This is a genomic window from Pirellulales bacterium (genome assembly GCA_019694455.1).
Lineage (GTDB): Bacteria > Planctomycetota > Planctomycetia > Pirellulales > JAEUIK01 > JAIBBY01.
In genome coordinates this window covers 143,371-167,887 of sequence record JAIBBY010000001.1, presented here as the reverse complement: position 1 = coordinate 167,887, position 24,517 = coordinate 143,371, and the positions used below count along the sequence as shown (strand labels likewise).

At 60.7% G+C, this 24,517-nt stretch carries 26 protein-coding genes; 12 read left to right on the top strand and 14 right to left on the bottom strand.

All coding sequences use genetic code 11. The features are described from left to right. Positions 1-40 precede the first annotated feature (40 nt). The 5 genes from K1X71_00675 to K1X71_00655 form a co-directional block, all read right to left on the bottom strand. Entirely contained in the window at positions 41-1,063 is a 1,023-nt protein-coding gene (locus K1X71_00675; protein MBX7071631.1) for a 2-oxoacid:ferredoxin oxidoreductase subunit beta, read from the bottom strand. After that, positions 1,060-2,967: a 2-oxoacid:acceptor oxidoreductase subunit alpha gene (locus K1X71_00670; GenBank protein ID MBX7071630.1), complete on the bottom strand. Its 1,908-nt coding sequence runs from the start codon at positions 2,965-2,967 to the stop codon at positions 1,060-1,062. The genes K1X71_00675 and K1X71_00670 overlap by 4 nt, the downstream gene beginning before the upstream one ends. Before the next feature lie 78 nt (positions 2,968-3,045). Continuing rightward, positions 3,046-3,510 (bottom strand): CBS domain-containing protein, encoded by a 465-nt coding sequence (locus K1X71_00665; protein MBX7071629.1) that lies wholly within the window; start codon positions 3,508-3,510, stop codon positions 3,046-3,048. A gap of 236 nt (positions 3,511-3,746) precedes the next feature. After that, positions 3,747-4,601: a hypothetical protein gene (locus K1X71_00660; protein ID MBX7071628.1), complete on the bottom strand. Its 855-nt coding sequence runs from the start codon at positions 4,599-4,601 to the stop codon at positions 3,747-3,749. Further along, positions 4,598-5,479 carry an alpha/beta hydrolase gene (locus K1X71_00655; protein MBX7071627.1) on the bottom strand — a complete coding sequence of 294 codons (882 nt, stop codon included), beginning with the start codon at positions 5,477-5,479 and terminating at the stop codon, positions 4,598-4,600. The genes K1X71_00660 and K1X71_00655 overlap by 4 nt, the downstream gene beginning before the upstream one ends. A gap of 125 nt (positions 5,480-5,604) precedes the next feature. Here K1X71_00655 and ribB point away from each other — a divergent pair, with 125 nt between their 5' ends. The 4 genes from ribB (at position 5,605) to K1X71_00635 (ending at position 9,347) form a co-directional block, all read left to right on the top strand. Next, positions 5,605-6,888 (top strand): 3,4-dihydroxy-2-butanone-4-phosphate synthase, encoded by a 1,284-nt coding sequence (ribB, locus tag K1X71_00650; GenBank protein ID MBX7071626.1) that lies wholly within the window; start codon positions 5,605-5,607, stop codon positions 6,886-6,888. A 150-nt stretch (positions 6,889-7,038) separates the two neighbouring features. Continuing rightward, positions 7,039-7,521, top strand: a complete 483-nt coding sequence (locus K1X71_00645; protein ID MBX7071625.1) for a hypothetical protein — start codon at positions 7,039-7,041, stop codon at positions 7,519-7,521. 490 nt (positions 7,522-8,011) lie between these two features. After that, complete coding sequence (locus K1X71_00640; protein MBX7071624.1) at positions 8,012-9,073, top strand: tartrate dehydrogenase; 1,062 nt, start codon at positions 8,012-8,014, stop codon at positions 9,071-9,073. Positions 9,074-9,083: 10 nt separating this feature from the next. Beyond that, positions 9,084-9,347 carry a MoaD/ThiS family protein gene (locus tag K1X71_00635; protein MBX7071623.1) on the top strand — a complete coding sequence of 88 codons (264 nt, stop codon included), beginning with the start codon at positions 9,084-9,086 and terminating at the stop codon, positions 9,345-9,347. A gap of 4 nt (positions 9,348-9,351) precedes the next feature. Here the strand turns inward: K1X71_00635 and K1X71_00630 are convergent, their stop codons facing one another. From K1X71_00630 to K1X71_00620, 3 genes are all read right to left on the bottom strand, one after another. Then, positions 9,352-9,543, bottom strand: a complete 192-nt coding sequence (locus K1X71_00630) for a hypothetical protein (protein MBX7071622.1) — start codon at positions 9,541-9,543, stop codon at positions 9,352-9,354. 199 nt (positions 9,544-9,742) lie between these two features. Beyond that, the gene (locus K1X71_00625) at positions 9,743-10,153 is read right to left on the bottom strand and encodes a rhodanese-like domain-containing protein (GenBank protein ID MBX7071621.1); all 411 of its coding nucleotides are present in this window, start codon (positions 10,151-10,153) and stop codon (positions 9,743-9,745) included. Positions 10,154-10,179: 26 nt separating this feature from the next. Further along, positions 10,180-10,698: an MGMT family protein gene (locus tag K1X71_00620; protein ID MBX7071620.1), complete on the bottom strand. Its 519-nt coding sequence runs from the start codon at positions 10,696-10,698 to the stop codon at positions 10,180-10,182. 158 nt (positions 10,699-10,856) lie between these two features. Between K1X71_00620 and K1X71_00615 the strand changes: the two genes are divergently transcribed. Next, positions 10,857-11,600 carry a hypothetical protein gene (locus K1X71_00615; GenBank protein MBX7071619.1) on the top strand — a complete coding sequence of 248 codons (744 nt, stop codon included), beginning with the start codon at positions 10,857-10,859 and terminating at the stop codon, positions 11,598-11,600. Positions 11,601-11,608: 8 nt separating this feature from the next. Here the strand turns inward: K1X71_00615 and K1X71_00610 are convergent, their stop codons facing one another. Continuing rightward, on the bottom strand, positions 11,609-13,189 hold the full coding sequence (locus K1X71_00610) for an amidase (protein MBX7071618.1): 1,581 nt from the start codon (positions 13,187-13,189) through the stop codon (positions 11,609-11,611). Positions 13,190-13,466: 277 nt separating this feature from the next. Between K1X71_00610 and K1X71_00605 the strand changes: the two genes are divergently transcribed. Then, a complete protein-coding gene (locus K1X71_00605; protein ID MBX7071617.1) occupies positions 13,467-15,302 on the top strand; it encodes a DUF4838 domain-containing protein in 1,836 nt (611 codons plus the stop codon). 120 nt (positions 15,303-15,422) lie between these two features. Here K1X71_00605 and K1X71_00600 read toward each other — a convergent pair whose 3' ends face one another. Next, positions 15,423-17,639, bottom strand: coding sequence for a penicillin acylase family protein (locus K1X71_00600; protein MBX7071616.1), 2,217 nt, complete (start codon positions 17,637-17,639; stop codon positions 15,423-15,425). A 302-nt stretch (positions 17,640-17,941) separates the two neighbouring features. Between K1X71_00600 and K1X71_00595 the strand changes: the two genes are divergently transcribed. The 5 genes from K1X71_00595 (at position 17,942) to K1X71_00575 (ending at position 20,650) form a co-directional block, all read left to right on the top strand. Next, positions 17,942-19,021, top strand: coding sequence for a hypothetical protein (locus tag K1X71_00595; protein MBX7071615.1), 1,080 nt, complete (start codon positions 17,942-17,944; stop codon positions 19,019-19,021). 113 nt (positions 19,022-19,134) lie between these two features. Further along, a complete protein-coding gene (locus K1X71_00590) occupies positions 19,135-19,479 on the top strand; it encodes a metalloregulator ArsR/SmtB family transcription factor (protein ID MBX7071614.1) in 345 nt (114 codons plus the stop codon). A 30-nt stretch (positions 19,480-19,509) separates the two neighbouring features. Then, entirely contained in the window at positions 19,510-19,962 is a 453-nt protein-coding gene (locus K1X71_00585) for an SRPBCC domain-containing protein (GenBank protein MBX7071613.1), read from the top strand. An 86-nt stretch (positions 19,963-20,048) separates the two neighbouring features. Beyond that, on the top strand, positions 20,049-20,288 hold the full coding sequence (locus tag K1X71_00580; protein ID MBX7071612.1) for a hypothetical protein: 240 nt from the start codon (positions 20,049-20,051) through the stop codon (positions 20,286-20,288). Between the two features lie 8 nt (positions 20,289-20,296). Then, the gene (locus K1X71_00575; GenBank protein ID MBX7071611.1) at positions 20,297-20,650 is read left to right on the top strand and encodes a DUF488 domain-containing protein; all 354 of its coding nucleotides are present in this window, start codon (positions 20,297-20,299) and stop codon (positions 20,648-20,650) included. 105 nt (positions 20,651-20,755) lie between these two features. Here K1X71_00575 and K1X71_00570 read toward each other — a convergent pair whose 3' ends face one another. From K1X71_00570 to K1X71_00555, 4 genes are read right to left on the bottom strand one after another with little or no spacing between them, the layout of a single operon-like run. After that, complete coding sequence (locus tag K1X71_00570) at positions 20,756-21,052, bottom strand: MoaD/ThiS family protein (protein MBX7071610.1); 297 nt, start codon at positions 21,050-21,052, stop codon at positions 20,756-20,758. Next, the gene (locus K1X71_00565) at positions 21,049-22,164 is read right to left on the bottom strand and encodes an exo-alpha-sialidase (GenBank protein ID MBX7071609.1); all 1,116 of its coding nucleotides are present in this window, start codon (positions 22,162-22,164) and stop codon (positions 21,049-21,051) included. The genes K1X71_00570 and K1X71_00565 overlap by 4 nt, the downstream gene beginning before the upstream one ends. A gap of 51 nt (positions 22,165-22,215) precedes the next feature. Next, complete coding sequence (locus K1X71_00560) at positions 22,216-22,758, bottom strand: SRPBCC family protein (GenBank protein MBX7071608.1); 543 nt, start codon at positions 22,756-22,758, stop codon at positions 22,216-22,218. Between the two features lie 51 nt (positions 22,759-22,809). Continuing rightward, entirely contained in the window at positions 22,810-23,241 is a 432-nt protein-coding gene (locus K1X71_00555) for a YciI family protein (protein ID MBX7071607.1), read from the bottom strand. Positions 23,242-23,717: 476 nt separating this feature from the next. Between K1X71_00555 and K1X71_00550 the strand changes: the two genes are divergently transcribed. Continuing rightward, positions 23,718-24,443: a twin-arginine translocation signal domain-containing protein gene (locus tag K1X71_00550; protein ID MBX7071606.1), complete on the top strand. Its 726-nt coding sequence runs from the start codon at positions 23,718-23,720 to the stop codon at positions 24,441-24,443. Positions 24,444-24,517 lie beyond the last annotated feature (74 nt).

Sequence of the window (24,517 nt, the reverse complement as noted above, 5' to 3'; positions counted from 1 at the left end):
TGCTCGGTTCGTCGTGCCCCGGGGGACAGTTGACGCGCGCTCAGTTAATCTCCCAGGTCTCCCCGGCATGAAACAGCTTTTCCAAACTGCCATCGCCACGCGCTTGGCGGGCGGCCGCGACCTGTTTGTTCAACTCGTCGTCGTAACGCGGTTTTTCCACGGCGCGGAACACGCCGATCGGCTCTGGGAACTCTGGATACCTCATGCGGCTGAGCAAATACGCCAAGCTCGGTTCCGGCGCTTTCTCGTCGTGGAACAGCAGGTCATCCTCGCTAACTCCCTTGCCAAGCTCCACCACTTCCGGGTCCAGGCCATGCAGCCGGATGCCTTTGTCGCGGTTCTTGCCAAAGATCAAAGGCTTGCCGTGTTCCAACTCGATCACGTTGTCGGCCTTCACATTGCGGTCGGTGGCCCATTCCCAGGCGCCGTCGTTAAAGACGTTGCAGTTCTGGTACACCTCGACGAACGACGTGCCGCGATGTTGCGCGGCGCGCTCCAGCACCATGCCCAGATGCTTGATGTTCACATCCACACTACGGGCAACAAAGGTCGCCTCGCAGCCAATCGCCACCGAAATCGGATGGATCGGGTTGTCGATGACCCCCATCGGCGCGCTCTTGTTGATCTGACCCAGCGGCGAAGTCGGGCTGTACTGGCCTTTGGTCAAGCCGTAGATGCGGTTGTTGAACAGCACGATGTTGATGTCCAAATTGCGCCGGATGACGTGCATCAAGTGGTTGCCGCCAATCGATAGGGCGTCGCCGTCTCCGGTGATTACCCATACCGTCAGTTCGGGCCGGCTCACTTTCACGCCCGTCGCGATCGCCGGCGCGCGACCATGAATGCTATGGAAGCCATAGGTGTTCATGTAATACGGAAAGCGGCTGGAGCAGCCGATGCCCGACACGAACACCGTCTTCTCGCGCGGTACGCCGATTGTGGCCAATACCTTTTTCATCTGCGCCAGGATCGAATAATCCCCGCAGCCAGGGCACCAACGAACATCCTGATCGCTGGCGAAATCGCTTGCGGTCAGCACGGGCAGAGCAGTTTCGGAACTCATGATTTCTCTTGCAACGTTGAGAGCGTTTCTTGGATCTTGGATTCGACTTCACGCACGGAGAACGGTTTTCCCTCGACTTTGTTCAGGCCGATCGCGTCGACCAGGAACTCGGCCCGCAGCAACAGGCGCAATTGCCCCATGTTGAGCTCCGGCACGAGCACCTTTTTGTAACGCTTGATGATCTCGCCCAAGTTAGCGGGCAAGGGATTCAGATAACGCAAATGGCACAGGCCCACTTTGGCGCCACGCTCATTGGCGCGGCGAACGGCGGTAGTCAGCGCGCCGTAGGTTCCGCCCCAGCCCACAACCAGCACGTCGCCGCTTGGCGCGCCTTCGATCTCTTGCGGCGGAATATCGTTGGCGATGCCGGCGATCTTGCGGGCCCGCGTCAGCACCATGTGCTGATGATTGGCGGGTTCGTAATTCACGTTGCCCGTCACATCCTGCTTTTCCAGGCCACCGATGCGGTGCATCAGCCCTGGCGTGCCCGGTAGCGCCCAAGGGCGCGCCAAGCGTTCGTCGCGCTTGTACGGCATGAACTTGCCTTGGCCGTCTTCGTGGCGCGCTTCGCCGTCGCCATTTAAGCCCGCCGGATGCTGCACGACGATCGGCGCCAGGCTCTTTACGTCGGGGATCAGCCACGGTTCCGAGCCGTTGGCGATGTAGCCATCGGTGAGCAACATCACCGGCGTCATGAAGCGCGTGGCAATGCGCCATGCTTCTTGCGCCGCGTCAAAGCAATCGGCCGGGCTCCGGGCCGAAATCACGGCCAAGGGACATTCGCCATTGCGGCCAAACATGGCCTGTAGCAAGTCAGCCTGCTCTGTCTTCGTCGGCAGCCCCGTGCTCGGACCGCCGCGCTGCACATTGATGACGATCAACGGCAATTCGGTCATCACTGCCAGCCCAATGGCCTCCCCTTTGAGTGCGATGCCAGGGCCGCTCGAAGCCGTCACCGCCATGGCGCCGGCGAACGCGGCGCCCACCGTCGAGGCCATTGCGGCGATCTCGTCCTCGGCCTGAAATGTGCGTACGCCAAAGTTCTTGTACTTGGCCAACTCGTGCAATACGTCGCTGGCGGGCGTGATCGGATAGCTGCCAAAAAACAGCTCTTTGCCGCTGCGCTTGGAAGCCGCGACCAAACCAATCGCCGTGGCCTGGTTGCCCATGATGTTGCGATATTGGCCTGGTGCCAGCGCGGCCTTCGGCACTCGATATTGGCTATGGAAGGCTTCGACGGTTTCGCCGTAGTTGTAACCGGCCTTGAGCGCCCGCCGGTTGGCCTCGGCGACGGCCGGGTTTTTGCCGAACTTGTCGTCGATATAGCGCAGCGTCGGATCGAGCGGACGATCGTAAAGCCAAAATACCAGGCCCATCGAGTAGAAGTTCTTGCAGCGATCGGCCTCTTTTTGGCTGAGTCCCAAACCTTCGACGGCCAGACGAGTCAGCTTAGTGACGTCCACCTTGAACAGCTTGTATTGGTCGAGGCTGCCGTCTTCCAGCGGATTGCTCTTGTAACCCGCCTGTTCCAGTCCCTTGCCATCGAACGCGTCGCTGTTGGCGATTAAGATGCCACCGGGCTGCAGGTCGCTCAGGTTGGTGACCAGCGCGGCGGGGTTCATCGCCACCAGCGCGTCGAGCTGGTCGCCGGGCGTAAAAATGTCGCGGCTGGCGAAGTGAATCTGAAAACCGCTGACGCCGGCCTTGGTGCCGCGCGGGGCGCGAATCTCGGCGGGAAAATCGGGAAACGTGGCGATGTCGTTTCCCATCAGCGCCGATGTATTGGAAAGTTGCGATCCGGCCAGTTGCATGCCGTCGCCAGAGTCTCCGCAAAACCGTACGGTGGCGGACACCAAATCGACGACAGGTTTGGAACTACTCGCCTCGGTGCTGACAGTAGCCATTGTAGATGGTTTAACCTCTTCTCTTCGCGGCTGTTCGTTCAGTCTTAGGGCGGGAACCGCGGCAGGAAAGCGAAAGGCTTAAGCGCCCTCACGATCCTGCATCGCGACTTGCGTAACGGGGGGTTGGTTGTAAACCGTGGTCGGAAAGTGTTCGACCAGGTAGTGCATGATGGCGGAGGCCTTCAACAGGCCCAAGGGGCGATTCTCGCGGTCGACCACGGGCAAACGTCGGTAGCGCCCGCGCGACATGCGCTGGATCGCGCTCGATACGGTGTCCTCCGCGGACACCGTTACCGGTTGGCGCGTCATGACCGTTTCGATGGCAGCGTCCCAATCGGCGTCCGCGGCCATCAATCGCAACGCATCGCGTTCGGTGAAAATTCCGACCAATTTGCCTGCATGGCAAACCAGGGCGCTGCCACTGGCGTCACGCTGCAGGGCCGACATCACCTCGCGGAGACTCGCCGCGCTTTCAACGCACACGGCGGGCGACGTCGCGACTTGCTGAACCGACTCTGTATTTAGATTGAACTGAATATCCATCTGGCGCGCCTCAGCCGCACACCGGGTCGGACTTCTATTGCTGGGCCGGGGCCGAGTGACTGCGACTCCCAATGGCGTCCACCAAGTGGACGAAGCAGAGTTCTGATCAACAGCTCCCGGGTAGCAAGCCGATCGTGCGATCTTTGGCGCCACGGCTTGCGACACTCAAACTTTAGCACGATTCACTGAGTAGTTAAATCGCGTTTTTCCGCATTTTCCGCAAACTACCGCCAAAATCACCCATCCGAGGGAGGCAGTTGCCCCTCGGCGCCGTAAAACTTGCTTAGATCGATGCCGCCACGCGATTCTTCTTCTTGCAACTTCATCCGCAGCTCCAGCTTGTCCATGCGGCGAGTGAGCAACTTGACCTGCGATTGCGGATCTTCGGACACTTTGGGACGCGAAACCGCTGGATAGCCCAAATGCCGTTGCAGCGCGGAGAATAGCAGCAGCGGGTCCTTGCGGCGATTCGCCAGCGCGATTCGCCCCTCTTTTTCGCCAAATAGCGGTGGCGGCAACGGCGAATCCGCATCGGCGAATTGTCCACGTTGCTTGATATAGAGTTCGCTGCGCACGTATAGCAGGTCCGCGAAATCGACCATGCCGATTTGACGACGAATGGTCAAAATCCACTCGCGCCAAGCGGCGTTGAAGATCGGATCATCCGCCATGGCAGTCAGCCCTCGATCGTAGCCCAGGCGATTGCGCGAGATCGCCTCGAACTGAAAGACAAACACTCCCTGTGGGGTGGGTTGGCCAGCGCGGTAATTTGCCTCCTGTTCCAGCAGCAACAGCGCCGTGAACAGATCGAAGCGGCCGCGCTCGTTCTCCGCCTCGCTGACCAGAAATGTTTGGAATGGCGTGAAGTAGTGCGATAGCTTGGCCATGGCGGGCGACATCACCCCTTGCAGTCGCAACTCGCCAACCAGAAAGTCGATCGCCAGCGGCAGCTTCGTCGTAGAAAGCACTTCGTCCTTGAGCCGCAGCAACACCTCTTGCGCGGCTTCGCTATGCATACGCTCGGCCAGCGCATGAAATAGGTACGCTTGCTCGACGTACTCCTCCCGATCGAGTGCCTGTATCTGGCTCATGGCGCGGCGGTCGACTCCGCTGGCTTGCCCTTCAAGTGCTCATCAAGAAACGCGATGGCCTCTTTGCCCGCCGCGCCGTCGAAGATGGCTTGAATGTGCCCCGCCTTTGGAATGACATAGAGCCGCGTGGCGACCCCGGCCGCCTTCAGGTCGGCCGCCATGGCTTCGGGGCTGGCCATTTGCACCAGCTTGTCGGCGTCGCCGTGGTAAAAGAAAATCGGTGGATCGTCCGCGGTGACATACGCCCGCGGCGAGGCCTGTTCGTACGCCTTGGGGTTGTTTTTGCGCGCGCCATCGAGCCAAAACGCCAATTGCGTCGATTCTTCCGGCGCCTCGCGGAAGTCGCACGGCGCTCCTCCCGCAATCACCGCTTGCAAGCGCGTCGAAGGATCGCCCGGCTTGGCGTCGGCGCCCTCCAGACCGTCATCGGCGTCGGTCGTACCCAAGAGGGCCACCAGATGGCCACCTGCCGAATAGCCCCAACCGGCAATTTGGTCCGGGTCAATCTTATAGTCCTTCGCATGAGCGCGCATCCAGCGAACCGCCGATTTGCAATCCTCAATCTGGGCCGGAAACTTGTGTCGCGGCGCCAAGCGATACGAGATCGCGACCGCCACGTAACCCGATTCGGCCAGCCGTTCGGCGACGAACGTCATTTGCGTTCGGCTGCCACTGCGCCACGCGCCGCCATGCACCACTAGCACCGCCGGAAATGGCCCTTCGCCCGCCGGCAGGTAGATGTCTGCCTCCAAAGGCTCGTCGCCGCGCGTCGCATAAACCACTCCGCGCTGCGGCTGGGGTGGTTCCTCAGCAGATGCGACTCGGCCGCAAAAATCGGCCAAAGCCAACAGGCAGACCACGATCAACCATTTACGCATGGCAAAGCTCCGGCAAATCGTCGCGGTTCAGGCAAGTTCGACGGTTATGGGCCATCGGCCAACGCTCTATAATACAGAAGAATCTCCCTCGCCGAATCCATTGTCCCAATCAGCCTAGGTGAACCGTGGCCGATGAGTTCTCTTCCATTGACGATGCGGCAGCGGCCTTGGCGCGCGGCGAAGTCATTATTGTCGTCGATGCCGAAGACCGAGAAGACGAAGGCGACTTTGTCTGCGCCGCCGAGATGGCCACGCCCGAGCGGGTCAACTTCATGATCCGCGGCGGCGGACTCGTCTGTATGCCGATCCTGCCCGACGTCTGCGAGCGGCTAAAACTCCACCCCGTGGTCGAGTCCAACACAGCTCCGTTAGGCACCCCCTTCACGGTCCAGGTGGATCATCGCTCGTGCAAGACCGGCATCACCGCGGCTGAGCGATCGTTGACCATCCAATCGATCATCGACCCCGAAACCAAACCCGGCGATTTTGTGCGCCCGGGGCACGTGTTTCCACTGGTGGCCAAAGAAGGTGGCGTGCTGCGCCGCGCCGGCCACACCGAGGCCACCGTTGATCTGTGCCGCATTGCCGGGCTCACGCCGGCGGGCGTGCTTTGCGAGGTGCTCAACGAATCGGGAGACCGCGCCAATCGCCGCGAGCTTTTCGAAATTGCCCGCCGGCACAAGCTGCAAATTTGCTCGATCGAAGATCTCATCCGCTACCGCCGCCGCATGGAAAAACTGGTGTTTCGCCTGGCGGAAACGGTCATTCCCACCAAACGGTATGGCGACCTCACCGTGATCGCCTATGGTGTGAAGTACGAATCGAGCGAGCCGGTCGCGCTCGTCAAGGGCGACCCCACCTCCGTCGCCGCGCCGCTGGTGCGGTTGCATTCGTCCTGCTTCACGGGCGATCTGATCGAGTCGCTGCGCTGCGACTGCGGTGATCAGCTTCACATGGCCCTCGACATGATTCACCGCGAGGGAACCGGCGTGCTCGTGTACCTCATTCAAGAGGGGCGCGGCATCGGACTTGTCGAAAAGCTCAAGGCGTACAGCCTGCAAGACAAAGGACTAGATACGGTCGAGGCCAACCTGGCGCTCGGCTACAAAGCCGACGTGCGCGATTACGGCGTCGGCATCCAACTGCTCAAGGATCTTGGGCTGACCAACGTGCGGCTACTGACCAACAATCCCAAAAAGACAGACGCCTTCATCTACGGCGGTTTCGATCTGCATGTGGTCGATCAAGTGCCGATCACGCCGCCGCCCAACGTCCACAACGCCAAGTATCTGGCGACCAAGCGAGAAAAAATGGGGCACCGTCTGCCGGAGCCTCAAATCGGCAAATCGAGCGCCAAGTCAAGCGGTAATGGGGCCACTCCGCCGGTCGGCGAGGCTGCGGCAGAGTAACCGGCGCTCGGCCGATTTGCCAACCCCCCTTTTCTGAACTATGAGTTTCAATGCCGCCGTGCGCGGTCATCACCAGGTTGGCGCCGCAAACCGACCGCCCCTGCCGATGCTCATCGAACTCGCTTTCGCGAAACTCAAGAACGGCAACGCATGGCAACCGCGTCCAATCGCTGGACCAATGAGCAATCGTCGTTTGAACTGGTCGTGCCGGGCGTGTTGGACGCCGACTCATCCGCCGGCCCCGCGAATTTGGATGCCGAGATTCGCACGCAAGTCTGGCTGCTGCTCGGCGCACTCTATCCACAGGCGCGGCCAATCAACCGGCGGCGGTTCCAGCGATATCCGTATCCGCATCTCATTCATTTGACCCCCGTCGGCGAGTCGGGCGAATCGCTCGACGAGCGCCCCCTGGTGGTGGCCGGCAAGAACATCTCCGAGCACGGCATCAGCTTCTTTCACTCGGGGCCGTTGGCCTTGCGGCGCGCGATCGCTTCGCTGGAAACTGGCAGCGGAAATTGGTTCCACTTTTTGGTAGATCTCACCTGGTGCCGATTTACGCACCACGGTTGGTATGAGAGCGGAGGCTTTTTCCTGCGGCCCGTGTCGGCGCCGCCGGCAATGATCCGTGGATAAAAAAAGGGCCCGGTTGGCTCGACCTTCCAACCGGACCCTCACACCCGTGAAAAACGGCTTCGGCCCGTAGCGGGCAACTGTCGTCGTGCGACGATCCGCGACTAAGATTCACGGTTTCTACATGGGCTCCAGTCGCGGACAGGCTGCGGGGCCTGGGGCTGGCGACTGTTCTCGAACGAAGGATGCTTCTCCTTAAGCAGCCTGCGTGCCAAAGCCAATTGCTCGGCCGCGAAGTCTCGGACAATGCCTCCTAAGTGGCCATCGGTGCGTAGTTTGGAGACTTCCGCTGGCATGCGCATGACTTCGCCCCCTCGTCGGCGTTTGTAGAACCTACAAGCGTCCGTTTCCCTCCTCGACAGTCGCGGGCTGCTGCGTCAGACTGACCTCGCGGCAATAGCCAGTATTCTCCTTTCAATCGGAACTGTTGAATGAGGCGCGGCAAGGTTTTACTAATCGCGAGAGTTACGAGCTGCCGCGAAGAGATGCGATCATGACGCGTCGGCATCGCATCGCTGTTTATCCCGGCGACGGCATCGGCCCAGAGGTCGTTGATCAGGCGCTCTTGGTGTTGGAAGCGGTCGCCGCCGACGGGGGATTTGAAGTTGAAACCACTACATTTCCGTGGGGATACGAATTCCACCGCAGAAACGGCAAGGTCGTTCCTGACGAATTTCTTGATCTGCTGCGCCCCTTTGACGCCATCTTTCTCGGCGCCGTCGGTTGGCCCCAAGAATTGCCAGACCACGTCACCTTGGCGCCGCTGGTGCAAATTCGGCAGCGCTTCGAACAATACGCCTGCTTGCGCCCGGTAAAGCTCTATCCAGGGGTGAAAAGCGTCCTGGCGGGCAAGGGAGCGCGCGACATCGACTTTGTCGTCGTACGCGAGAATTCCGAAGGAGAATACGTCGACTTAGGCAACCGCTTTCAGGTGGGGCGGCCAGAAGAATTTGCGCTGCAAACCGCGTTGCACACGCGCAAAGGGGTGGAGCGTGTCTTGCGATTTGGCTTTGAACTGGCGCGGCAGCGTCGCGCGCCACTGACCATGGTCACCAAGTCGAATGCGCTGCGCTATGCTTACGTCATGTGGGACGAAATTTGGGAGTCGCTGCGCGGTGAATTTTCAGACGTGCCGACCGACAAGCAGCACGCCGACGCCTGCGCGATGAACTTTGTCCGCTGGCCAGAGCGCTTTGGCGTAGTGGTGGCCTCCAACCTGTTCGGTGATTTGCTGACCGACCTGGGCGGAATCATCGCCGGCGGACTGGGATTGGCCGCCAGCACTAATATCAATCCGGGCCGCGAATTCCCGTCGATGTTCGAACCAGTGCACGGCTCGGCGCCAGATATCGCCGGTCTCGGTGTCGCCAATCCTTTGGCCGCGGTGCTCAGCGCCGCCTTGATGCTCGACTGGTTGCAAGAAACCGAGGCCGCCGCGCGTGTGCGCGCCGCCGTGGAAAATGTGCTGGTTGAAGGCCATGTGACCCCTGATCTAGGCGGCGCGCTATCGACAGCGCAGGTCGGCGCAGCGCTGATCGATTCTCTGAAGAAGTGATCCACACCCCATGGCGACTGTCTATCTGCCAACGCAACTTCGCGAAGCTGCCGGCGGCAATACTCAATTCGAACTGCCGGGCAGCACGGTGCGCGAGCTGGTGAGCGCCCTCGCGGCGCAACATCCGGGCATTGAAGATCGCTTGATCGACGACAACGAACTGGCGCGCGGTTTGGCCGTCTCGATCGACGGCAGCGTGGCGCCGTTGGGGCTTTTGGCCAAAGTGAAGTTGACGAGCGAGGTGCATTTCTTGCCGGCCATTGGCGGCGGATAAAGCGCTATCGCGGTACGACTTTATGCTCCAGAAGTTCGCGTTCCCACTTGGCGTATTGCGAATCACCTTCGCGGAACGAGAACACGGCGTCAGGCAGCGGGCGACCGTCGGCATCGCACGAAGCGACGCGCACCACGATCGCGCCGTCGCGGCGGCGCTCCACGCGCAAGTCAGAAGTCAAAGCACAATCGCTCAAGGCAATCCTCAAGGCGCGCGCAAGCAAACTGCTTGGCGTCTACTCTGTTCGAATGGTGGTCTTGCGACCTGTCCAGGCGGGAAACGGACGTAGGTGGGATGCGCCCCTGACCACCGAATACTACAACGTGGCCGGGCCCGAGGAAAGAGTAGCTTTTTTCACCCCATGCCGCTGGTCGAAATTCGACCAATTTCACTCGCTACGGAGTGGCCGCCGGCTCCTTGCTTTCGACAAAGCCCGCCTTGATCAGGTCTTGATAACCCGCCTTGATCTTCCGGGCGTCGAATCCCATTTTTTTCAATTGGTCCGCCGCGATGCCGGCCCGCTTGCCCGCCGCGCAATAACAGTAAACGATCTTCTTCTCGGGCAGCATCTTGGTCAATTTCTCTTTGTTCAGTTTGCGAAACTCGGGCAGCGCGATCCAAAGGGCTCCTTCGACGTGCCCCTGGTCCCACTCCCCTTGGTTTCGCACGTCGAGCAGCACTGCTCCTTCGTTCTCGATCCGTTCCTGGATCGTTTCAAGGCTCTCGGTGTCCGCGTCCTTGGCATCGGCGCCCAAGAGCGCTAGCGGCAGCAGGCAGAACAAACTAAGGGTCAACAATCGGCTCATGGCTTGTGGTTCCTGTTGAGATTGGGTTAACCGTGTAGCGCGGACGCGCGGGCTTCGAGCTCCAGCAACCGCCGCTTCGTGCCCAGCCCGCCCGGCGCCGAATAGCCGCCGATGCGCCCCCCGGCGGCCAGCACTCGATGACAGGGAATGATGATCGGAATCTCGTTCTTCGACATCACCGTGCCAACCGCTCGCGCCGCTCCGGTCGAACCGGCGCGCCGCGCCAATTCACCGTAACTGATCGTTTTGCCCGCGGGGATGCGCCGGCAGTGCCGCACCACTTTGGCGGCAAAGGGAGACTTCTCGCCATAGGCGACCGGCACATCGAGAAAATCATCGACCGCGCCTGCCGAATAGTCTTGCAGCCGCGCGATCAAGGGGTGATCCATGTCTGGCTCCACGGCGCCGCAACAAAAATCGAGCGCCGCCAATGCCGCTGCCCGCGAACCGTGACCAATCACTAGACGTCTTACCAGCGGCCCCTCGACGACCAGCGCCATCCAGCCAACCTCGGTCGGAAACACGTAGAGGCGTTGAACTGCCATGCAAACCCAACCTCCGGGCACGCGGCGCGGCGGAAACGCGTGGAAAGCCATGTGACTTTGACAGTCTTTCAACGTGGATTCTATACTGAAACTACTGAAGCACCAACGTTTTGCGTTGCCGTCGCCATGCCGACGCCGACGTGGAGGATAGCGGCACGATGCAGCGGTATGCGTCACTGAGCGACGACTTTTACGTCAACATGAATCTCAGCACGGAGATGGAGCTCCCCCAAAACCGCGATACGGTGCTGCACTTCTTTGAGCACGTGCAAAAACGCTATCCCACCATGCGGAATTTCTATTGCCGCGAGAAGGGAGACTTCGTCCTCGAAGAGGACAAAGAGCGAGGCCATTATCGCTGGGCGACCATCGAAACCCGCCGCGTTTGCTCCGGGCAGGTGAATCCTGAAAGCGTTGAGGGAGCGCTGGAGCAGCATCGGCATGTGCTGGAACTCGCGCCGTATATGCTCTCGGTAAGCCAACTGGATTGCGAGGCCCTCGACTTGTTGTTTGGTTTCGATTTTACCTATCGCGGCAACCAGAACGAACTGGTGGCCGAGGCGCTCGGCTTCAATCCGGCGATGGAGCGCCTGGTCGACATCCCCGGCTCGACCGTAGTGCACTACGAGCCGTCGCTCACCTTCGCCCTCGACGACGACTGTCGCATGCAATGCCGCGTGAGCGTGGAGAACCGCACCACGCCCTATCACATTCGCACGCGCGATTTCCCGGAGGAGCAATTGAGCGTCTACGTCACGGCGCGGCGCTATGGCAGCCTCGGGGCGAACTCCGGCTTTTCCGACGCGCTCGACCAGCTCAGCAAGGTTTGCCACGAGATCGTCGATCAATACGTGATCGACCAGATCTTGCAGCCATTGGCCCGCACCATCGCCCTCAAGTAGGCACGGCGCTACAAGTTCGGTCGGCGCGGATAATCGTCCAGTCGCGACAACCGCTCTTCTAGGGCACGCATCACCGCCAGCACAACGTCTTCGCGCCAGTGTGGCGCGGAGATCTGCACACCCACCGGCAGGCCAGCGCTGTCTTGTTCCACTGCGCGCGCCGCTTTTTCCACCAGATCGCCGCTGGCGGGCCGATCGCTCTCCTCCCCCGACCGCATCCGGCAGACGGGCACGACTCCGCCTGGCGTCCCCAGCAGATTGCCCAGCATGCAATAGCTGCCAGCCGTCGCCAGCCAGGCCGTGCTGCCGTGCGTGAGCGCCGGCAAGGGATGCACCGGGGTAATCCAGGCGTCAATACGCTCGTCGCGCAGTCGATTCATGAATCCTTGTGTGTACAAGCGCCGTTCGTGCGTGAGTCGCCAAACTTCCTTTCCATCGCGCGGCCCCGTGTCGCGCAACAACTCGGCCAACGACGCCTGACCAGCCATGCGCAGCGCCGCGGCCAAGGGGGTGCGCACGGGCCACGCCAGGCCACCCAGTCGCTCCAGCCATTTGACCCGCCAATCGCGCTCGCTGTCGCCAATCAGTGTCTTGAGTTCGGCGCCACCGTCGGCGCTGAGCAAGCCAAGATACAGCGCCATCGCGTGACGCATGTCGGGCGGATCGATGGCCTCCACCGTGGCCCCGGCCTCCCGCAATGCGCCGGCAGCGACTTCGACCGCGCGGCGAATTGCCGGCGCCGGACGAAAGTAATGGTCGTCGGTCCAGTAGCCAATGCGCAAGCGATCGACGTCAATATGTCTCGAATCGCCCACCGAAACGGGCGGCGTTTGATAATCAAATGCTTCCCAGCCCGGCGCTGCCAGCAGTCGATACGCCAGTTCGATGTCGTCCACGCACCGCGCCAATGGTCCTGGTTGCACCCCAACCGCCTCCATGCCGTGCAGATTCTCGAAGCTGTCGGCGTTGCTCAGCCGGCCCGTTGTTGGTTTCAGTCCGTACAAACCGCAGGAATGAGCCGGCTGCCTAATGCTCCCTCCCAGGTCGTTGCCCAGCCCCAAGGCCGAGCCTCCCGCCGCGACGATGGCGGCTTCTCCGCCGCTCGATCCGCCGGGGCCGCGCTCCAGATTCCAAGGGTTATTGGTGCGCCCATACACCGGATTGTCGGTTTCGTGCATCAGCATCGCTTGAGGAATGTTCGTCTTGCCGATCACCACTGCCCCTGCCGAGCGCAGCCGCGCCACCTGTGGGCTGTCGTGCGTCGATAGCTTGCCGACAAATCGCCCCACGCCAATCGTGGCCTGCGTCCCCGCAACATAGAAACACTCTTTCACCGTGATCGGCACGCCCGCCAACGGTCCCAGCGCGGCGCCGCGGGCACGATCGGCGTCGACCGCCTCGGCCTCGTGGCGCGCTTCCTCAAAACGCGGCACGACCACCGCGTTCAGCTTGGGATTCACCGCTTCGACGCGCTCGATGTGGGCGTCAACTACCTCACGGGCAGACACTTCGCCAGCGGCGATCAGCCGCGCCAGTTCGACGGCGTTTTGATAGACCAACTCTTGATCGGCGCGCGTGGAGACGCTCATCGTGGTGCTTTCGCAAAAGGACTAAAAAGCCGATTGGCTGCCCTCAAGTTAACAGCCAGTCAACGGGGTTCAACCGGCCGCATCAGCTCACGAGCGCAATGACAGAACCGCGCCGCGAATTGATGAATACTGAACCTAGCCTTGTGCCCAGACGATCATGGTTTGGCTGCCATGGGACATGTGAATGAAAAAACTGGATATGTATATCCACATTGGCTATCTTTTCGTTCTGCGGCGTACTGTGCCCACTTACTCGAGTGCGAAAGAGACAAAACTCATGCTGCGACAGATTACGGTTCTCGCGGTGGCTTGTGCGGTGGGCCTTCTGTTGTCTGCTGGGCGCGTTTCTGCTGCCGGCGAACCGATCGATCTCGCGGCCCTGGCAGACTGGGATATTGTCGTCGCCGAGGACGCCATCGCCAGCGAAAGCTACGCTGCCCGCGAGTTCCAAAAATGGTTTGGCGAGGCAACGGGACAATCGCTGCCCATCGTGTCGAAAGTCGATCGCCCCGTGCGCCACGTTTTCATCGGCGCCGGTCCGGCAATGCTCGCCAGCCCGGTCGGCTTCGAAGCGGCCCAAATGCCGGCCGAGGATTTTCGCATCGTCGCGCGCGATGGCTGCATCGCGATTGCGGGGGGCCAACCGCGCGGAACGCTTTACGGCGTCTATCAGCTTCTAGAGGACGAGTTCGGCGTGCGATTTCTAACCTTCGACCATACCCACGTCCCCCAGTTGCCGGCCAAGCCGCTCCTCAAGACGATTGACCGCGCGGTTCACCCGCCGCTGACCTACCGCTGCAGTTACTACGGAGAGAATTTCGCCCATCCAGATTTCGCTACGCGGTTGCGTGGCAACGCGTTTACCGACGATCCCCAACTGGGCGGCCGGTCGCGTCGGCAACTCATCAATCACAGCTTTGCGCATCAGATACCCTCGAAATCCTACGGCGTCGAGCATCCCGAATATTTCGCTTTGCGCGGCGACAAGCGATTGGCGCCGGTTGAAGATGACTTCTTCGGGACGGAGCCCTGCCTGACGAATCCCGAGGTCCTCAAGATTGTCACGGCGCAGGTGCTTAAGGAAGTCGACGAACACCCCGACCGAGAAAACGTCTCGGTCAGCCAGAACGACAACAACCTCTTTTGCCTCTGCCCCGATTGCAGCGCGATCGACCGCAAAGAGGGCACGCCGATGGGATCGCTGCTCACCTTCGTCAACAGCGTAGCCGAGCAGGTCGAGTCGAGGCACCCCCAGGTGAAAGTCGGCACGCTGGCGTATTGGTACAGCCGGCGTCCGCCGCTGTCGATTGTCCCAAGAAAGAATGTGCAAATTCAGCTTTGCAGCATCGAATGTTGCCTGACGCATCCGATCACCGACGCCAACTGCCCGCTCAATCGGGAGTTTTGCGACGACATGCGCCGCTGGGGCCAGCTTTGCGACGACATCGCCATTTGGAACTACAACACCAACTTCAGCTCCTACCAGTTGCCCAATCCCAATCTGCGCGCCATCGACGCCAACGTGCGCTACTTCGTCGAGAATCACGCGCGGGGAATCTTCATGCAGGCCGCGGGCAACACCACTGGGGCGGAGTTCTCCGACTTGCGCAATTACCTCATCAGCCGCCTACTTTGGAATCCGGAACTGAGCGGTTCCGAACTGATCGACGAGTTTCTCAATCTCCACTATGGGACGGCCGCGCCCCCGATTCGATCGTTCATCGAACTAGTTCACGACCAGGCGCAGGCGAGCGGCAAACACCAGAACTGTTTTGGCAACCTGGCAAAACGCGGACTCGATGCGAGCCTTGGCGAGCGCGGCATCGCTCTGTTCGACGAAGCGCTGCGCCTGGCGGCCAGCGACCAACAGCGGCAGTGGGTGGAAAAGGCCTCACTGTGCGCCTATCGAGCGGCGATTGAGCCAAGCTGGATACTGGACAGCGAAGATCCGCTCGACGAGGCGCTGGCCACCCAGCAGCGACCACTGGTGAAGAAGTTCTTCGAACTGTGCGAGAAGCACCAGGTTCCCATGGTGTCGGAGCGAACGACAACCGCCGAGCGCTTGAAAGACTACAAGCGCCTGTTTCGCGTCGCCGAGCCCGAGTCGCTGTGAACGCCAAAGTTGAGTCAACTTTTCCCGGCACGCGCCCACGGCGCAGCCGTGAGTGGGAGGAGTGGCGGACGAAGGCCGCCGGGTGAGCGGCCGAGATTCGCTCGCTTCAGTCGGGTTGCTTTAATCCGCCGGTTGATACGTCCGCTTCGACTTTGCCTTGATCTCGTCCCAGTCGAACAGGCCCGGCTTGAACTTGCGCTCCGACAATAGCTTGGCCTGATCGAAGTAGTGCGGCGAGTCGGGCAGGCCCGATTCGCCAAACTGCATCAGCGTGGCCGCCTTCGGCTGGTCCCCAAACTCGACGCAGGCCATGTAGGTGTTGCCCACCACGCCATATTGCTTCTTCATCGAGCGCCCCAATAGCGGTATGGTGATGGTCGGCGTGTAGTAAGTTACAAACGCCACTCCCAGCGGGCCTTGCACTCCGTCGCACGGCAAGCTCGGCAGGTTGTCGTCGAACGGAATGTCGACAAAGTCAGACACATTGGCGTGTCGCTGAATGCGATGCACATCGCCCCACGGCACTTTCCAATCCCCCCACGTTCCCTTGAGCTTGCCCGCCACTTTGATCAGCGCGGTGTACTTCTTTTTGGGCTCCTGGATGTACTCGGGCTTGAGAACCTCGGCGGGGTAGCCAAAGCCATACAACTCCTCGTACCAAGCCTGGCACAATGTGGCTTGGGTGCTGGCGGCGTTGGCCTTGAAGTTCCAATCGAACAAGTGCGTAAGATACGGCTCGACCGCCTCCGCCAAACTGGGGTCGGTCTTTTTCAGCGCCTCGTGCTCGCGTTTGAAGCGCGGAAACTCGGTCATCGGCCAATAGAGCGTGGTGTCGAGCGCGTAGCGCTGCCAGTCCTCAAAGGTGATGTCGCTCATCTGTCGCAGCAGCCACTTCGAGATCTTGCTGCGGCGCTTGTCGTCGTATTGATCTTCGGCCAAGTAACGCGGAAAGTCGCCGATCAGCGGGTTGCCGTCGTCGGTGATGGCAAACGGCGTGCTGTTGCAGCTTTGCACAAAACCCGATGGCGGATTGAGCGATTGCGGCAATTCGCTGGAAGGGTGATATCCCTGCCACTCGGTCTTGGGATTGCTGCCATCGACCGCCTTGGCCCAATCAAAGCTGGGATCACGCTTCGGGATAGTGCCGTTGTAGATGTAAAAAATGTTGCCGTCGCGATCGGCGTAGACGGTGTTCATGAACTGAAAGTTGAGCATCGACATGCCCGCGCGCCACTCATCAAAGTTCTTGGCGCGGACCATCTTGAGCACTTGCCGCAGCAAGTTGCCGTCGTACAGCTTAGCGATCATCGCGCTGGTGAAATGCGTGTCGTCGTCCTTGCGCACGATCGGGCCATGATGCGTCTTGCGAAAGGTGAACTCGCGCTCCTCCACCTTGTTCTTCTGCTTGATCTTGATCGGCTCTTTCCACTCGGTCGCGGTCCGATAGCCGCCGTCGTAGCGGTAGTTGAGCGGGTTCTTGGGATCGTCGAACGTCTCGGTCCAGATATCGGCGATGTCCGGCTCGTTCACGGTGAAGGCCCAGCCGCAATACTCGTTGTAGCCCAGGCCCGGCAGCGGATTGCCGAAGAAGGTTCCGCCCGAGAACTGCCACCCCTCGCCAGAGCGCAAGTGAGCCTCGTAAAACTGGCCAAAGCCAAACCACGGCTGATGCGGGTTGATGTACAGCATGGCCTTGCCGCTCTTGGTGCGACTGCCATTGATTGCCCAGGCGTTGGAGCCAACGTGCATCCGCTCCGGTTGATACAGCGCGCGGGTGTCGAGCGCGGTCCAAATCTCCTTGGTCGAGCGCGGCAAGAAGTCGCCCGACAAGTGCGTGTAGCGAAACACGAACTCCATCAGCACCTGCCGCCCCATCGCCATGATCATCCACGGCTCAAAGCGCGTGATCAGCCGCGGCTTCACCTCGGGGTGCTTCTTGAGGTAGTGGTTGACGCCTTCGGTGAAGGCGATGTACATCTGCTGCATGGCGGGCTCGGCGGCCGCGAAGTCGGCCTTGCTGCGCGGCACGATCTCAAACGCCCGGTTGAGCAAATCGGAATTCAACCCCTTGCGGCCATGCGCCTCGGCATAGCGCCCGCTGCCGAGGATGATGCTGTCTTCCACCTGCCAGAAGTAGTCTTCGCACTGGGCCCAGGCCATGCCAAAGCAGCAGGCGGCGTCGTTCTTGCCGTCGATATGCGGGGTGCCCCACTCGTCGCGATAGATCGTCACTTGCCCGGCAAGCGTTTCGGCGTCGAGCGCCGGGGCCTCGGCGGCCGCCGCCAATTGCGCCGCGCCAGCAGTTAATAAGAGCAGAGCAATGCGAATAGCAGACATCGAAGCGGCTCCGTGCAGTGCGATGTGGGGCAATCGGCAATGGCTTAATGTAGCGGCGCGCGCCGGCGTTGTGGAGTCAATGCGCAAATTACCCGCCGGCCACGACAAACCGCCGATTCGCTCGGGCAGCGCTCAATAGCAATGGACAGTCAATGATTCCATCACCGTGCTCGGTTTCTGGACACGTGCGCTGCGAGCGATCAAGATACTCGCCAGAGTTAGCGACTTGTGTACGCAACCAATGACCGCTTCGCGCTCGCCGCGTACGCGGCAAGTCGAGCGCAGTTCAGAAAGGAAATCGCATGCGAATTGAATTATCGGGTTCCAGTTTGCGCTGGTTGGCGATTGCGGCGCTCTGCGCCACGGCGACCGGCCGCACGACGCATGCCGCCGACGAAAAGCCCTGGGCCAAGGCGACCGAGGACGAACGCGCCATCAAGATCGAAACCGATAAGCTCGAAGCGGTCATCCCCAAGAAAGACCCCAAGCATTGGATGACCGGCATCGAAAAGGGCTCGTTCGTCGACAAGGCCACCGGCTTTCGAGAAATCGGCGACGGCCTGATGGTGGTCGATTGGCTCATGGAGGCGGGCAGCGACGCCGCTTGGCGCGATCAACTCAAGGAAACCGACCGCTATGGCTTCAACAATGTCGCGCACGGCAGCAGCCATCCCAAGCGGATGGTCGAGGGGCCGCAGCTATGCCCTTGGATGAAGCCAGTGCAGCCAGAGATTATTCGCGGCGCCGACTTTGTCGCCGTCAAAACGACTTACAACTACGAGTACGGCGCGCCCGGCCGCAATGCCGGTTCCAAATGGACGCAATTGGTCGTATTCCCGCAAGGCAAGCGATATTTCTTGTTGATGGATCGCATCGACACCGTCAACGACTCGGATGAAATGTTCTTGCGCAACGACACCCCCGGCTGTGTGCGTCACGAACAAGGAGACACCTTCAGCGAGATCTACCTCAGCTACTTGAGCGGCCCCAAAGGGCTGCGGATTCCATCGAGCGAATTCTTCACCCCTTTTCCGCCCGATCTGAAGTTCGGCTATCGCCGCGACACCCATCACGTCCCCCAGCACTTCATTCGCGCCTATCACATGCGCGATAAACAAACAGGCAAGGAAGGGCCCTGGCTCGCCGGACTCACGCTCGAACCGTCCATCGTCTACGAGGCCTGGTGCAGCCAGCGGCCGGGCAACATCATCGTCATGATCGAGGAGGTATACGGCAAACCGATCAAGGCGGGCCAATCGTTTAGCGCCGCGCACATCGTGGGCTACTTCGACACCATCGAAGAGATGCACGCGCTCTTCGACCAGTACAAGGGCAACACCGCCCTCGTCGCCGACCAGAGCGGTTGGCGTCTGGAAAAATAGCCGCGGCCCGGCGCGCGGAACCGAATCTCCCGTCGCACGGCGTTCCGTGCTCAATCACAAAAATGCGCTTGCGACGGCATTGACATATTCCTAATCGGGAATATATTAGTGGTATGCCGCGAGTCACTGCCGATGCCGATGTCTTTAGCGCAATCGCCGAACCGCGGCGTCGGCAGATTATCGATCTGCTCGCCAAAGGCGGATCGTGTGCTGTAGGAGACATTGTCACGGTGCTCAAGTTGCCGCAGCCTGCGGTTTCCAAGCACTTAAGCGTGCTGCGCAAGCTGGACCTGGTGTCCGTCCGCAAACAAGGTCAGCAGCGTCACTATCAACTCAACGCCCATCGGCTGAAGCCGGTGCATGATTGGGTGAAAGCGTACGAGCGCTTTTGGGACCATCAACTCGGTCGAATCCGCCAGCGCGCCGAGCGTCAAGCTGGCCAGCGCCCAACGAAATAGCAACTAACCACTAGCGATCAGGAGTTAATCATGTCGACAATCGCCGCCGAGAGCGCCATGAGCACGTTCGAAATCATCAAGGAGATCAAGATCACCGCCCCGCCCGAGATTGTCTTTGAGTCAATTCTCGCGCAACTGGGGCCAGATTGCGAAATGCCTGGCGGAGAGCCGTTTCCGATGCGTCTCGAAGCCTGGCCCGGCGGTCGTTGGTATCGCGACCTCGGCAACCAGACGGGCCACAATTGGGGGCACGTTCAGGTAATCAAACCGCCGACTCTCTTGGAAATCTGCGGGCCGCTGTTCATGTCGTATGCCGCTGTGTCGCATTTGCAATACCGCCTGACCACCGACGGCAAAGACACGCGGCTCAAGTTTGTTCATACTGCGCTCGGACTCATCACCCCGGACCATCGCGATGGAGTTGGCGAAGGTTGGGGGTACTGGCTGACGAAAATTCGCGAAATCGCCGAACGGCGCGCGTGATATCACCGCGCGTCACAGCAATGCACATTGTCACGGAACGCGTTGGGTTGCGTCCGGGAACATGCAAACCCAGGAGACTTGAAGCGATGCACTACCTTTACGGCAGCAAACCGGGAGTCGAACGGCGGCTGGTGGCGACCTTTGGCTCCGAGCAGCAACTGCGCGCCTATGTCCGCTGGGCGCTCTTGTCCGAGCAGGCGGGCGTGTGCAAGTTCGAGCAAGGCAGCTCGCTGGCCAGCTACAACGGCTGGAGTCATTCCAATCAGCCGCTCACCGACGACGACGCTGATTCCGTGGATCAGAATCCCACACCCAGCATGCTATAAGGGTGGCAATGCCGACCACAATCCAGCTCAAGCGCGCCTATGAAGAGCCATCGCGAAAGGACGGCCTGCGCATCCTGGTCGAGCGACTCTGGCCGCGCGGCCTCAGCAAAGAGAAGGCGCAATTGTCGTCGTGGTGCAAACAGATCGCCCCCAGCCCAGAGCTGCGCAAATGGTTCGGGCACGACTTCCAGCGCTGGGCGGGATTTCAAACACGCTACAAGCGAGAACTGCGCGACAACACCGAGGCTGTCGCCGAACTGCGGCGCATGATCCGCGGTCGCGTGGTCACTTTCATCTATGCCGCTCGCGACGAGCAGCACAACGGCGCGCTGGTGCTAAAACAGTTCTTGGAAGCCAAGTAGCCGCGCCCCAAGCACCCTGCCCCGTTCCAGTCGCCCGCCAACTTGTTTGGTGATCGACTTGGCAAACGATTCACGTCTGTTTCCCGGAGGTCGTCCGGCGTCGCTTCATCCGCCGGCCATGGCCCCGACAATCAACAGCGGCTCGGAGCCGCTGGCGATCGGCTCTGGCAACGGCAGCTCGGGCGCATCGTGCGATAGATCGCGCTCGCACGCGAAGAAACGCACAAACGGCCGCCGCCGCAGCGTGCCATGATCGCGAATCGTCCCGCGCAACTTGGGATATTTAGACTCCAGCGCGTCGAGCACGCTGCGCAACGTCGGCGGATCATCCACCTCAAGGCGCAACTCGCCTTGCGCCTCCGCGATCAACCGCAAATGGTACGGCAAGACCACGCGGATCATGGCAGCGTTTGCACCTCGACCGAGACGACCGCGGGCAGGTCGCGTACGATCGGCTGCCAGCTATCGCCGCTGTTGTTCGATGCGTACACCTGACCGCCCGTGGTGCCAAAATACACGCCGCACTCATCGAGCGAATCGACCGCCATCGCGTCGCGCAGCACGTTCACGTAGCAGTCGCGTTGAGGCAATCCCTTGGTGAGCGCCTCCCAGTCGTTGCCGCCGGTGCGGCTGCGATAGACGCGAAGCTGCCCATCAATCGGAAAATGCTCGGCGTCGCTCTTGATCGGCACCACGTAGATGGTCTCCGGCTCATGGGCATGCACATCGATGGCAAAGCCAAAATCGGTAGGCAAGTTGCCGCTGACCTCCTGCCAGTCGTCGCCGGCATTATCGCTGCGCATGACGTCCCAGTGCTTTTGCATAAACAGAACGCCCGGACGCGATGGATGCATGGCGATGCGATGCACGCAGTGGCCTACCTCGGCGTTAGGGTCGGGAATGCCTTCGGACTTGAGGCCGCGATTGATCGGGCGCCACGATTGGCCGCCATCATCGGTGCGGAAGGCGCCAGCGGCGGAAATGGCGATGTAGATTCGTTTTGCATCGCTGGGGTCGAGCACGATGGTGTGCAGGCACATGCCCCCCGCGCCAGGCTGCCAAAGTGGTCCCGACTTGTGATTGCGCAGGCCCGGCAACTCGCGCCACGATTGGCCACCGTCGGTGGTTTGGAACAAGGCGGCGTCTTCGGCGCCGGCGTAAACGGCGTCCGGATCGGTGAGCGACGGCTCCAGATGCCACACGCGCTTGAACTCCCAAGGATGTTGGGTGCCGTCGTACCATTGATGCGTGCCGGTGGGCCCGTCGTATAGAAACTCGTTGCCGACGGTCTCCCAGGTCTTGCCGCCGTCGCTGGAGCGCTGAATCATCTGCCCAAACCAGCCGCTCGACTGCGAGGCGTAGATGCGGTTGGTGTCGACGGGGGAACCTTTCAGGTGATAGATCTCCCAGCCCGCGAAGTGGGGACCGCTTACCTCCCACCGCTCGCGCTTGCCATCCGACGTCAAAATGAATGCGCCCTTGCGGGTGCCCACCAACACTCTCACTGCGCTCATGCTTCGGTTCCCTACGCTATGGAACGGTGTTTGTTTGGATCGAAATCTTGCCTATTTCTTTTCCGCGATCGCTTTGAGATTGGCCAGACCCACCTCGTAGTCGCTGCCGATCATCTTGTCGAGGTTCATCAACACGCTGCTCACCTTCATCATGAATGAGGTTGGACCTTGCATGTCCCAGGCGATACGCGTGGAGTTGCCCTGCGGCGCCAGGGTGAATTCCGCGGTGTTGCTCGACGTCATCGGCTTGATGAAGTCGAGGCGGATTCTCACCCGATTGGGTTCCGCCACTTCGATCATCTCCATGCGACCCTGACCAACCTGAGAATTGCCAGACCACTCGTACACCGCCCCTTTGCCGCACTCGGCCCCGCTATAGGTCCGCTTGAGCGCGGGATCGCGCTTCTCATACGGCGACCACTCGGTCCAGCGACGAAAGTCGTTGATGAGCGGAAATATCCTCTCGGGCGGGGCCCCAATCGTAGCCTCGCGCCGCACATGCAACCTGTCGGGCTTCATGGCCGCCGCAATCAATAGCGCCACCAGTAACAGGGCCACGATCACGACCAAGGCAATTGCGATCTTAATTAACATGTTTTAGCTCGAGAGATATGGAATGCGTGAGTTAGTGCAGAGGCGTAGCGCCTATTTCTTCAATTGTGACTCGATCAGATCCCGCAGCCGCGATTCCTGTTCTTGCAATTCCGGCGTGAATTCAGCGCCAAAATCCTCTGCCGTATACACCTGCCGGATCTCCAGCACCGACTCCTCCCCCGTGGGGTTTGGGCAGCGCTTCGCCCACTCAATCGCTTCGGCCAGCGACTTGGTCTCCCAGATCCAGAAGCCGGCTACTAGCTCCTTGGTCTCCGCGAAGGGGCCATCGATCACCGTGCGCGATGTGCCCGAAAATTGGACCCGTACCCCCTTGGAGCTGGGATGTAGCCCCTCCCCCGCCAGCATCACCCCGGCGTTCACTAGTTCTTCGTTGAATTTGCCCATCTCGGTCAGCAACTGCTCGCTCGGCATCACGCCGGCTTCGCTGTCTTGGTTTGCTTTGACAAACACGATGAATCGCATCGTTGGCTCGCTTTCAGAGGGGTCATTCATCAGGTTGTATTCGCCGGCAAAGTCCGGTTCTACATACTGGTCGTGCGAGATGCCTACAAATCGACAGCGGATCAGAAAAATCTTCAGAATTATGCGCGGCCCACTCCCCGGCGACGCTTGGGTTACGCCCGCCCGCTGTTTTCCATCTGGACCCCCCCATGGCCCCCCACACCGCCGGCCGAGATGCTCTGAATGCGGCTGCCGTTCCACGTCTCGCCGACGCAATCAGCCCGAAATGACTTCCCATCCATTAGGGTGGGACCGCCTGCGTAATTGCGCCAAACCACACCAAAGCCACTATGGTTCAGGCAGGCGAACAGCTACCTTATACGCGAATTGCCCGAGAAGCCGACCGCAAAGTGCTGCACGACGTCGCATCGCGGTCAGGGGTGGAATCAAAATTCTCGCCACGCCGCGAATAAAATCACCATGGAGGCGCCAACATCATGACTTCGCCATCGCATTCCAATCGCCGCGATTTTCTCCGCTGGACCGGCGCCGCGGGCGCGGGACTAACCATCGCCACCACTACTTCGCTCTCGCGCGCTCAAAACGACAATGCCCCTGACGCGAAGATCGATCCCAAATTGGCCCTCGGCCGTTTGATGGAAGGCAACAAGCGTTTCGTCAGTGGCCAGTCGCGGCGAACCGGTCGCTCCCCAGCCGACTTTGCCACCGACGCCGCCGGCCAGGCGCCATTTGCGGCAATCATTGGCTGCGCCGACTCGCGCGTCTCGCCCGAGTTGGTCTTCGATCAGGACGTGGGCGATCTGTTTGTGGTTCGCATTGCCGGCAATGTCTTCAGCGGTTCGGGGCCCTTGGTCAAGGGGAGCATCGAGTTCGCCGTAGCCGAACTCGGTGTTCGCTTCATCATGGTGCTCGGCCACAGCAAATGCGGTGCGGTGGCGGCAGCCATCCAGCACATCGAATCGACCGACGCGCTGCCGGGCTCAATTGGCGGATTGGTCGAGCTCGTCAAGCCGGCGGTGGTCGCGGCCAAGGGCCAGCCGGGCGACAAGCTCGATAACGTGATCAAGGCCAACGTGCAGCGCTGTGTGGCCCGCGTGAAGGGTTTGGATCCGATCTTGTCGAAGATGGTCGACAAGGGAGAGCTTCAGGTTGCCGGCGGCGTCTATGAATTGAGCACCGGCGCCGTTGAAATTGTTGCCTGATCTAAGCGGAGCCTCCTGTTGCGCGAACACCCCCGGCGACCAAGGAGCGCTTCGGATGTCGCCAAAGTTTCCCC

Coding starts and splice junctions, on each gene's coding strand:
- K1X71_00645 (MBX7071625.1), top strand. CDS start 7,039: ATGGCAACCGCGTCCAATCGCTGGACCAATGAGCAATCGTCGTTTGAA.
- K1X71_00600 (MBX7071616.1), bottom strand. CDS start 17,639: ATGTCTGCTATTCGCATTGCTCTGCTCTTATTAACTGCTGGCGCGGCG.
- K1X71_00560 (MBX7071608.1), bottom strand. CDS start 22,758: ATGTTAATTAAGATCGCAATTGCCTTGGTCGTGATCGTGGCCCTGTTA.
- K1X71_00595 (MBX7071615.1), top strand. CDS start 17,942: ATGCGAATTGAATTATCGGGTTCCAGTTTGCGCTGGTTGGCGATTGCG.
- K1X71_00640 (MBX7071624.1), top strand. CDS start 8,012: ATGACGCGTCGGCATCGCATCGCTGTTTATCCCGGCGACGGCATCGGC.
- K1X71_00555 (MBX7071607.1), bottom strand. CDS start 23,241: ATGCGATTCATCGTGTTTGTCAAAGCAAACCAAGACAGCGAAGCCGGC.
- K1X71_00550 (MBX7071606.1), top strand. CDS start 23,718: ATGACTTCGCCATCGCATTCCAATCGCCGCGATTTTCTCCGCTGGACC.
- K1X71_00665 (MBX7071629.1), bottom strand. CDS start 3,510: ATGGATATTCAGTTCAATCTAAATACAGAGTCGGTTCAGCAAGTCGCG.
- K1X71_00635 (MBX7071623.1), top strand. CDS start 9,084: ATGGCGACTGTCTATCTGCCAACGCAACTTCGCGAAGCTGCCGGCGGC.
- K1X71_00610 (MBX7071618.1), bottom strand. CDS start 13,189: ATGAGCGTCTCCACGCGCGCCGATCAAGAGTTGGTCTATCAAAACGCC.
- K1X71_00655 (MBX7071627.1), bottom strand. CDS start 5,479: ATGCGTAAATGGTTGATCGTGGTCTGCCTGTTGGCTTTGGCCGATTTT.
- K1X71_00620 (MBX7071620.1), bottom strand. CDS start 10,698: ATGGCAGTTCAACGCCTCTACGTGTTTCCGACCGAGGTTGGCTGGATG.
- K1X71_00660 (MBX7071628.1), bottom strand. CDS start 4,601: ATGAGCCAGATACAGGCACTCGATCGGGAGGAGTACGTCGAGCAAGCG.
- K1X71_00605 (MBX7071617.1), top strand. CDS start 13,467: ATGCTGCGACAGATTACGGTTCTCGCGGTGGCTTGTGCGGTGGGCCTT.
- K1X71_00570 (MBX7071610.1), bottom strand. CDS start 21,052: ATGATCCGCGTGGTCTTGCCGTACCATTTGCGGTTGATCGCGGAGGCG.
- K1X71_00590 (MBX7071614.1), top strand. CDS start 19,135: ATGCCGCGAGTCACTGCCGATGCCGATGTCTTTAGCGCAATCGCCGAA.
- K1X71_00575 (MBX7071611.1), top strand. CDS start 20,297: ATGCCGACCACAATCCAGCTCAAGCGCGCCTATGAAGAGCCATCGCGA.
- K1X71_00565 (MBX7071609.1), bottom strand. CDS start 22,164: ATGAGCGCAGTGAGAGTGTTGGTGGGCACCCGCAAGGGCGCATTCATT.
- K1X71_00675 (MBX7071631.1), bottom strand. CDS start 1,063: ATGAGTTCCGAAACTGCTCTGCCCGTGCTGACCGCAAGCGATTTCGCC.
- K1X71_00585 (MBX7071613.1), top strand. CDS start 19,510: ATGTCGACAATCGCCGCCGAGAGCGCCATGAGCACGTTCGAAATCATC.
- K1X71_00670 (MBX7071630.1), bottom strand. CDS start 2,967: ATGGCTACTGTCAGCACCGAGGCGAGTAGTTCCAAACCTGTCGTCGAT.
- K1X71_00625 (MBX7071621.1), bottom strand. CDS start 10,153: ATGAGCCGATTGTTGACCCTTAGTTTGTTCTGCCTGCTGCCGCTAGCG.
- K1X71_00580 (MBX7071612.1), top strand. CDS start 20,049: ATGCACTACCTTTACGGCAGCAAACCGGGAGTCGAACGGCGGCTGGTG.
- K1X71_00615 (MBX7071619.1), top strand. CDS start 10,857: ATGCAGCGGTATGCGTCACTGAGCGACGACTTTTACGTCAACATGAAT.